The organism is Streptomyces sp. 8N706 (assembly GCF_052245415.1).
GTDB lineage: Bacteria > Actinomycetota > Actinomycetes > Streptomycetales > Streptomycetaceae > Streptomyces.
The window spans coordinates 1-6,327 of record NZ_JBQQBW010000193.1; the positions used below are offsets into that span (position 1 = coordinate 1).

Annotated in this window: 7 protein-coding genes; all 7 read right to left on the reverse strand. The window is 70.3% G+C overall.

Translation table 11 applies throughout. The features are described from left to right. On the reverse strand, positions 1-1,186 hold a 1,186-nt coding region (gene metK / locus ACTWQE_RS33255), incomplete at its 3' end, for a methionine adenosyltransferase (protein WP_443332821.1). Positions 1,187-1,430: 244 nt separating this feature from the next. After that, the gene (coaBC, locus tag ACTWQE_RS33260) at positions 1,431-2,639 is read right to left on the reverse strand and encodes a bifunctional phosphopantothenoylcysteine decarboxylase/phosphopantothenate--cysteine ligase CoaBC (protein WP_443332822.1); all 1,209 of its coding nucleotides are present in this window, start codon (positions 2,637-2,639) and stop codon (positions 1,431-1,433) included. A gap of 123 nt (positions 2,640-2,762) precedes the next feature. Next, positions 2,763-3,035 carry a DNA-directed RNA polymerase subunit omega gene (gene rpoZ, locus ACTWQE_RS33265; RefSeq protein WP_005319902.1) on the reverse strand — a complete coding sequence of 91 codons (273 nt, stop codon included), beginning with the start codon at positions 3,033-3,035 and terminating at the stop codon, positions 2,763-2,765. Between the two features lie 29 nt (positions 3,036-3,064). Beyond that, entirely contained in the window at positions 3,065-3,661 is a 597-nt protein-coding gene (gmk, locus tag ACTWQE_RS33270; RefSeq protein WP_443332823.1) for a guanylate kinase, read from the reverse strand. A 38-nt stretch (positions 3,662-3,699) separates the two neighbouring features. Then, entirely contained in the window at positions 3,700-4,023 is a 324-nt protein-coding gene (locus tag ACTWQE_RS33275; RefSeq protein ID WP_005319887.1) for an integration host factor, read from the reverse strand. 248 nt (positions 4,024-4,271) lie between these two features. Further along, on the reverse strand, positions 4,272-5,117 hold the full coding sequence (pyrF, locus tag ACTWQE_RS33280) for an orotidine-5'-phosphate decarboxylase (protein ID WP_443332824.1): 846 nt from the start codon (positions 5,115-5,117) through the stop codon (positions 4,272-4,274). A 20-nt stretch (positions 5,118-5,137) separates the two neighbouring features. Further along, positions 5,138-6,232, reverse strand: a complete 1,095-nt coding sequence (locus ACTWQE_RS33285) for a quinone-dependent dihydroorotate dehydrogenase (RefSeq protein WP_443332825.1) — start codon at positions 6,230-6,232, stop codon at positions 5,138-5,140. Positions 6,233-6,327: the final 95 nt, after the last annotated feature.

Below are 6,327 nucleotides of genomic sequence, written 5' to 3' on the forward strand. Positions count from 1 at the left end.
GCGCGTCCACCCGGTCGGTGCGCTCCCAGGTGAAGTCCGGAAGCTCACGGCCGAAGTGCCCGTACGCGGCGGTCTGGGCGTAGATCGGGCGGAGCAGGTCCAGGTCGCGGATGATGGCGGCCGGGCGGAGGTCGAAGACCTCGCCGATGGCCTGCTCGATCTTCTCGACGTCGATCGTGGCGGTACCGAAGGTCTCCACGAACAGACCCACCGGCTCGGCCTTGCCGATCGCGTACGCGACCTGCACCTCGCAGCGGGAGGCCAGACCGGCCGCGACGACGTTCTTGGCGACCCAGCGCATGGCGTACGCCGCCGAGCGGTCCACCTTGGACGGGTCCTTGCCCGAGAAGGCGCCGCCACCGTGACGGGACATACCGCCGTACGTGTCGATGATGATCTTGCGACCGGTCAGGCCGGCGTCGCCCATCGGGCCGCCGATCTCGAACCGCCCGGTCGGGTTGACCAGCAGCCGGTAGCTGTCGGTGTCCAGCTTGATGCCGTCCTCGAGGAGCTGGTTGAGGACGTGCTCCACGACGAACTCGCGGATGTCGGGGGCGAGCAGCGAGTCCAGGTCGATGTCCGAGGCGTGCTGCGAGGAGACCACCACGGTGTCGAGCCGCACGGCCTTGTCGCCGTTGTACTCCACGGTGACCTGGGTCTTGCCGTCCGGACGCAGGTAGGGGATGGTGCCGTTCTTGCGGACCTCGGACAGCCGGCGGGAGAGCCGGTGGGCCAGGTTGATCGGCAGCGGCATCAGCTCGGGCGTCTCGTCGCACGCGTAGCCGAACATCAGGCCCTGGTCGCCCGCGCCCTGCTTGTCGAGCTCGTCCTCATCACCTTCGACGCGCTTCTCGTACGCTGTGTCGACACCCTGCGCGATGTCCGGCGACTGTGCCCCGATGGACACCGACACACCACAGGAGGCGCCGTCGAAGCCCTTCTTCGAGGAGTCGTACCCGATCTCGAGGATCTTGTTGCGGACGAGCGAGGCAATCGGCGCATACGCCTTCGTCGTCACCTCACCGGCCACATGCACCAGGCCGGTCGTGATCAGCGTCTCGACGGCGACCCGGGACGTCGGGTCCTCCTTGAGGAGGGCGTCGAGGATCGTGTCGCTGATCTGGTCAGCGATCTTGTCGGGGTGGCCCTCGGTGACGGACTCCGAGGTGAACAGGCGGCGGGACACATCGCTCCCTGGGGTTGCAGCGGCTGCTGTCTCATCATGGCTGGATCCGTCCGGGAGCTGCGCCCGGCGCGGATCCGCGACCAGTCTATCCGGCACTCACTCCAGCTGGACATGGCCATCTCGCTCCGTGGGAGTCCGGTGACCTGCGGCATGACTCCGGAAGAGACGTACGCCACACCGCGCGCCTCGCGTATGCCGGGCGTGTCGGCAAGGCCCCGGATCCCGATGGGGCGAAGGGAACATATCAGCGGAACCGGCGGCTCACCAGGTCCCAGACGACGTTCGCGAGGGTCTCCTTCGGCCCGTACGGCACCGCCTCCTCCGTGCCGTCCGCGCCGAGGACGACCGCCTCGTTCTCCTCCGAACCGAAGGTCTTCCGCTCCCCCACCTCATTGACCACCAGCAGGTCACACCCCTTGCGGGCCAGCTTGGCGCGCCCGTTGGCAAGAACGTCGTCGGTCTCGGCGGCGAAGCCCACGACCACCTGGCCGGGGCGGGCCCGGTCGACGGAGATCTCGGCCAGCACATCGGGGTTGCGCACCAGACCGACCGGCTCGGGCTCCAGGCCCTCCTTCTTCTTGATCTTGCCCGTGGCGTAGCGCGCGGGCCGGAAGTCCGCCACCGCGGCGGCCATGACCACAGCGTCCGCGTCCGCGGCCGCCTTCAGAACGGCCTCGCGCAGCTGTACGGCCGTACCGACCGGGACCACATCGACGCCCGCCGGATCGGGCAGGCCGGTGTTGGCGGCGACCAGGGTGACCCGGGCGCCCCGTGCGACGGCGGTACGGGCCAGGGCGTAGCCCTGCTTGCCGGAGGAGCGGTTGCCGAGGAAGCGCACCGGGTCGAGCGGTTCGCGGGTGCCGCCCGCGCTGATGACCACATGCCGCCCGGACAGGTCGGGCTCGGCGCTCACCGTCCCCCGGGCCAGCACATGCCGGCACACCTCGAAGATCTCGCCCGGGTCGGGCAGCCGGCCCTTGCCGGTGTCCACGCCGGTGAGACGGCCGACGGCGGGCTCGATGACCAGGGCTCCGCGCCGGCGCAGCGTCGCGACGTTCTCCTGGGTGGCCGGGTGCTCCCACATCTCGGTGTGCATGGCGGGCGCGAAGACGACCGGACATCGGGCGGTGAGGAGCGTGTTGGTGAGCAGGTCGTCGGCGAGGCCGTGAGCGGCCTTGGCGAGCATGTCGGCGGTGGCGGGCGCGACCACGACGAGGTCGGCGGTCTGGCCGATGCGTACGTGCGGCACCTCGTGGACGGTCTCCCACACCTCGGCCGAGACGGGGTTGCCGGAGAGCGCCGACCAGGTCGCCTCGCCGACGAAGTTCAGGGCCGAGGCGGTCGGCACGACCCGTACGTCGTGTCCGGACTCGGTCAGCCGGCGCAGCAGCTCGCACGCCTTGTAGGCGGCGATCCCGCCGCTGACCCCCAGAACGACCTTCGGCTTGTCCATCCCTCGCCTCTTCCCGCGCCACGTCTCTACGCACCTATGACACACCACAGGCCCGGCAGTCGCGCCCCCAGCTGACGCTGTGAGGTGCCTCGTGCCGGGCCTGTGGTCTGGAGTTCCGACTGCCTACTGCGCCGGGCCCTCGATGGCCTCGGACGTCAGCAGACCCGCGTTGATCTCGCGCAGCGCGATCGAGAGCGGCTTCTCGTGCACATGGGTGTCCACGAGCGGACCGACGTACTCGAGCAGGCCCTCGCCGAGCTGTGAGTAGTACGCGTTGATCTGACGCGCACGCTTGGCCGCGTAGATCACAAGGCTGTACTTCGAGTCAGTCGCCTCGAGCAGCTCGTCGATCGGCGGGTTGATGATGCCCTCGGGCGCGGTGATGGAAGAGGACACGCTCTACCTTCCGAAAGGGTGGAAAAAGATCAAACAACTTGCATCAAGGCTAGCAGCTCGCGCGACACATCCTCGACGGAGGTGTTCACCAGGGTCGTATCGAACTCCGACTCGGCGGCGAGCTCCACCTTCGCGGCCTCCAGCCGGCGCTCGATGACCTCCGGGGCCTCGGTGCCGCGACCGGTGAGCCGGCGGACCAGCTCCTCCCAGCTCGGCGGCGCCAGGAAGACCAGCTGTGCCTCCGGCATGGACTCACGGACGAGACGGGCGCCCTGGAGATCGATCTCCAGGAGCACGGGCTCGCCCGCTTCCAGATGGTCGAGCACCGCACGCCGCGGCGTGCCGTACCGGTGCCCCGCGAAGTCCGCCCACTCCAGCAGCTCACCGTTGGCGATCAGCTTGTCGAACTCCCCGTCGTCGACGAAGAAGTACTGGACGCCGTGCTGCTCGCCGGGGCGTGGCTTACGGGTGGTGGCCGAGACGGAGAGCCAGACCTCCGGGTGGACCTTGCGCAAATGGGCGACGACCGTGCTCTTGCCGACCCCCGAGGGGCCGGAGAGCACGGTCAGCCGCGGGTGTCTGACCGGGGGTACGGGGGTCTCCCCCCGGGAGACTGCAGTACTCATGCAGCGATTATCCAGGTTCTCAGGGGTGCCTGAGAACGTCAGGCGGCGCCGCCGCCGAACTCGCGCTCCAGGGAGGCGATCTGGTTGGAGCCGAGACCGCGCACCCGGCGGCTCTCGGAGATGCCGAGCCGCTCCATGATCTGCTTGGCGCGCACCTTGCCGACGCCGGGCAGGGACTCGAGGAGGGCGGAGACCTTCATCTTGCCGATGACATCGTTCTCCTGGCCCTGCTTGATGACCTCGTGCAGGGAGGCGCCGGAGTGCTTGAGTCGATTCTTGACCTCGGCCCGCTCCCGGCGAGCCGCGGCGGCCTTTTCGAGCGCGGCTGCGCGCTGTTCAGGGGTAAGGGGCGGAAGAGCCACGCCTACGTCACCTCGGATGTCGAACTGTCGGATACGGACCGGTGAGGAACCTAGTCGCCCCACACCTGCGGAGCAACGAGCAACGCGCTTGCACGTTCGCTCTCGACGGAGACTAGCGGTCTGGACCGCTCCAGTCAGCGAGAACGAACGAAAAGTCCTGGTCAGACTCTGTTGACTTGGACAATTGGGGCAAACGTCCACCAGATTCGGCCGAATTGTTCAACAGGGCCGATAATCGACCCCCGCCCTCAGCCCTCCACAGCGGCCCTGACCTCGTCCGCGAAGCGCTCGGCGGCCTCACGCAGGCCGGCCGCGCCGGGGCCGTGGCGCAGCACCCCGCGGCTGACGCTCGGTACGACGTTGCCGACGGCCGAGCCGAAGACCCGGGGAAGATCGGCCGGGGTCGCGCCCTGGGCGCCGATGCCCGGGGCGAGCAGCGGACCGTTGACCGCCAGATCGGCCCCGGCGTACCCGAGCGTGGCGCCGACGACCGCGCCCACGGAGCCGAGCGGCTCGGCGCCCGCGTTCTCCCGTGCGATGTGGTCGAGCATCACCTGTGCGAGTGAACCGCCATCGGCCGCGGTGGCCCGCTGTACCTCGGCGCCCTCCGGGTTGGAGGTGAGGGCCAGGACGAAGACGCCGGTGCCGCTCGCCCGCGCGGCGTCCAGCGCCGGGCGCAGCGAGCCGAAGCCGAGGTAGGGGCTGACGGTCACGGCGTCCGAGAAGAGCGGGCCCGCCGGGTCGAGGTAGGCGGCGGCGTACGCGGCCATGGTCGAGCCGATGTCACCGCGCTTGGCGTCCATGAGGACGAGCGCGCCCGCGGCCCTGGCGTCGGCGACGGCCCGCTCCAGGACGGCGACGCCCCGGGAGCCGAAACGTTCGAAGAAGGCCGACTGCGGCTTGAGGACCGCGACCCGGTCGGCGAGGGCGTCGACGACCGTGTGGGTGAAGCGTTCCAGGCCCGCGATGTCGTCGCCGAGGCCCCAGTCGGTGAGCAGGGAGGCGTGCGGGTCGATGCCGACGCACAGCGGGCCGCGGGTGTCCATGGCGCGGCGCAGGCGGGCACCGAAGGTCTCGGTGGTCGTAGTCGTCATCAGGCGGGCGCATAAGGGGTTTACGTGCCGACCGCGTAGGCGAGGGTGGCGTACGGGCAGGCGGCCAGCTGGGCCGCGAGTCCGATGTTGATCCGGCGGCACCCCATCGGGCCATAGTAGATGAAGCCGCTGTAGCCCTGGACGAGGGTGGCTCCGGCCAGAATGCGCTCCCAGACGTCGTCGGCGGTCTGGATGCCGCCCACTCCGACGAGGGTGATCCGGCCGCCCACGCGCGCGTACAGCCGGCGCAGCACCTCCAGGGAGCGGGCCTTGAGGGGTGCGCCGGAGAGGCCGCCGGCGCCGCTCGCTGCGATCTCGTCCCCGGTCGTGGACAGGCCCAGGCCGTCGCGGGCGATGGTGGTGTTGGTGGCGATGATGCCGTCGAGGCCGAGCTCGACGGCGAGGTCGGCGACAGCGTCGACGTCCTCGTCCGCGAGGTCGGGTGCGATCTTGACGAGCAGGGGGACGCGGCGGCCGGTGACGGTGCGATCGGCGGCCTCGCGGACGGCGGAGAGCAGGGGCCGCAGCTGGTCGACGGCCTGGAGGTCGCGCAGCCCCGGGGTGTTCGGCGAGCTGACGTTGACGACCAGATAGTCGGCGTGCCGGGCGAGCCGCTCGGTGGAGGTGACGTAGTCGGCGACGGCCTCGCCCTCCGGGACGACCTTGGTCTTGCCGATGTTGACGCCGACGACCGCCGGGACGAGCTCCTTGCGCTCGCGCAGCCGGGCGGCCACGGCGGCGGAGCCGTCGTTGTTGAAGCCCATGCGGTTGATGAGCGCCCGGTCCGGGACCAGACGGAACAGCCGCTTCCGGGGGTTTCCCGGCTGGGGCCGGGCGGTGACGGTGCCGATCTCGACATGGCCGAAACCGAGCATGGCGAGCCCGTCGATGCCGGCCGCGTTCTTGTCGAACCCGGCGGCGAGGCCGAAGGGGCCGGGCAGGCGCAGGCCGAGCGCCTCGGTACGCAGTGCCTCGTGGCGCGGCGCGAGGACGGCCGCGATCCACGTCCTCAGCAGGGGGACGCGAGCGGCGAGCCGGATCCAGGAGAAGGCCAGGTGGTGGGCCCGCTCGGGATCCATACGCCGGAAGATCAGTCGGAACAGGAGGGAGTACATCGTGGGTGGCCGGGCCTTCCGCGGGCGAGAGGTGGTGTCCAGGGGGCCGCCCACCCGCCCCGCGAAGGGACGGGTGGGCGGAAGGAGGCTTACAC

Excerpts from the sequence above, each read along its gene's own strand:
- pyrF (WP_443332824.1), bottom strand. The coding sequence starts at position 5,117 with ATGACGACTACGACCACCGAGACCTTCGGTGCCCGCCTGCGCCGCGCC.
- gmk (WP_443332823.1), bottom strand. The coding sequence starts at position 3,661 with ATGAGTACTGCAGTCTCCCGGGGGGAGACCCCCGTACCCCCGGTCAGA.
- ACTWQE_RS33285 (WP_443332825.1), bottom strand. The coding sequence starts at position 6,232 with ATGTACTCCCTCCTGTTCCGACTGATCTTCCGGCGTATGGATCCCGAG.
- coaBC (WP_443332822.1), bottom strand. The coding sequence starts at position 2,639 with ATGGACAAGCCGAAGGTCGTTCTGGGGGTCAGCGGCGGGATCGCCGCC.